This is a genomic window from Bartonella sp. AA81SXKL, assembly GCF_042196945.1.
In the GTDB taxonomy this organism is placed as follows: domain Bacteria; phylum Pseudomonadota; class Alphaproteobacteria; order Rhizobiales; family Rhizobiaceae; genus Bartonella.
The window spans coordinates 4,219-6,171 of the sequence record NZ_JBHIRH010000032.1 but is presented as its reverse complement, the minus strand read 5'-3'; the positions used below and the strand labels follow the sequence as shown (position 1 = coordinate 6,171).

General features: G+C 40.6%; 4 protein-coding genes. All 4 read right to left on the bottom strand.

Annotated features, from left to right (window positions below; all coding sequences use genetic code 11):
* Nucleotides 1-662, bottom strand: a 662-nt coding sequence (locus ACFINZ_RS08745; RefSeq protein ID WP_375612695.1) for a DNA adenine methylase, incomplete at its 3' end; no start/stop codon positions are given.
* A gap of 24 nt (nucleotides 663-686) precedes the next feature.
* Nucleotides 687-917 (bottom strand): hypothetical protein, encoded by a 231-nt coding sequence (locus tag ACFINZ_RS08740; RefSeq protein WP_375643598.1) that lies wholly within the window; start codon nucleotides 915-917, stop codon nucleotides 687-689.
* 116 nt (nucleotides 918-1,033) lie between these two features.
* A complete protein-coding gene (locus tag ACFINZ_RS08735) occupies nucleotides 1,034-1,261 on the bottom strand; it encodes a hypothetical protein (protein ID WP_375630758.1) in 228 nt (75 codons plus the stop codon).
* The gene (locus ACFINZ_RS08730; RefSeq protein ID WP_375643601.1) at nucleotides 1,258-1,920 is read right to left on the bottom strand and encodes a lysozyme; all 663 of its coding nucleotides are present in this window, start codon (nucleotides 1,918-1,920) and stop codon (nucleotides 1,258-1,260) included. The genes ACFINZ_RS08735 and ACFINZ_RS08730 overlap by 4 nt, the downstream gene beginning before the upstream one ends.
* Nucleotides 1,921-1,953: the final 33 nt, after the last annotated feature.

The window sequence follows — 1,953 nt, the reverse complement described above, 5'->3', positions numbered from 1 at the left end:
AGACTCAAGACAAATTTGCCTTGTATGCTTTTGAGAACTTTTGCCATACTCACAAAATCATCTTCAACAAAATTCCCAGAGCTGTAACACTTCTTCTTTACAAGATAAGGCGGGTCTAGATAAAATAAACTGTCGGGTGCATCAAATAGCTCGATAACCCGTTCCCACGACAAATTTAAGATTGTTGTATCAAGAAGCTTCTGTCTAACACGTCTCATCCTTGATAACAGCTTTTCGGGATTAAATGCTATAGGCTTTTTCCTTCCAAAACTAAAAGAGACATAATCTTTTTTCCCATACATCACACAACGTTGGAGAAACAAAAAACGGGCAGCTCTTTCAACTTTGGAAAGGCTTTCTGGTTCAATCGCCGCAAGTTCAAAAAACAACTGTCTTGAACAAACAAACCACTCCAATCGTTTAGCTAAATCATCAAAGTCATTTTGAACGCATTGAAACAGATTCGTGATCTCTCCATTCAAATCATTAATGACAGAATATTTTGCTGGTTTTTTATTTAGGAAAATAACACCAGAGCCTAAAAACGGTTCAACATAGGTTTCGTGGTCAATATTATTTAAAATCGGTATAATTTTCTTACGCAGATAGTGTTTACCACCCATCCACGCAAACAATGTTTGTGTAAATTCTTGTTTCATCATATTTTTAAAGGAGAGATTTGATATCTAACTTTTTGTTATCCATCTTTTAAGATGTGATAAGATATTATCGAGTGCATCCATAAGGCGGGCAAAATCAATAACAAACATAAAGACAATGAAGGCAATCCACTTCATAAAGCGTGACATCATCTTTAAGCCTTGATAGGTCTCTATCATCTCGTGAAGGAGCTGTTGTTCTGTTTCTGTAAGATCTTTATCTTTGCTGCTTCGTTTCTTGACCATCTTTCCAACCACATAAATGGGCTCCCTGCTTGTTATGCTTCAAAATATCTCTTGCAAGGTTGGAACTGATGACCGCAACATCCTTATTATCCAAATAAATGGGCAACCAGCCACCACAAGAAACAGACCTATTTGCCGCGCACCCAACGAGAAAGTTCAGAGCGCACACCACCATCACTTTTTTGATTAACTTCATTTTCTACCTCAAGACGGGTTGTTGCTGTCTTTAAAGCATTCTCTGTTTGCTTTTGCCGTTCGCTTTGCTTGCCAAGCTGAAACGCCTTGGCTAAAGCCATAAAAAAAACGGCTAAAGCCGCTGTAAACATAAGAGAATATTTCTTTAGCCAAAAAATCATAAGCGTTGCTCCCCAAACCGCTTGGCGACAATCACTATGCCCGTTACAGCCGCTAAAACCATGATGCCTGCTAAAGCCCATTGCACCGGACCATTGCCAACCAACAAGCCTCCAAACCCCGAACAAGACCCTATAATCGGGGCAAGTGCTTCTATCTTTAAAAGACCGCTTGCTGTTTTCGTTTCTACCCTTTGATAATTCGAAGAAACATAAGCCCCTTTTACCCATAATCCCGCTTCTGCTGCTCGACGGTTGGCTAAACCCGCAAGAGGCTTCCCACCGACCTTATTCCATTTCTGTAATTCTAAGGGTACGGCTTCATAATCCCCTTGATTAAGCTTCTTCAACAAGGTTGACTTGCGAAAAGCAGCTGTTCCTACATTATAGCAAAATGAGACCAATGCCGCGAATTGGCAATCCGTTAACGAAACCGTCACCGATTCCTCTACCGTCTTCTCAAATTGCTTTAAGTCTTCACAAAGGATTTCTTCTGCTTGCTTTTGGCTAATACACATGCCTTTTTTGACAAGGGGGTGACCCGCATTGCTGGTGTGACCATAACCAATCGTCCAGACACATGCCGTGTCTCTATATGCCTCTAAACGCAAACCTTCCCATTGTTTGATAAGCTCTAATCCTTCTTTCGATATCTTTCTCATCTGACGCTCCATAAAAAAAGCCCCACAAAAGTG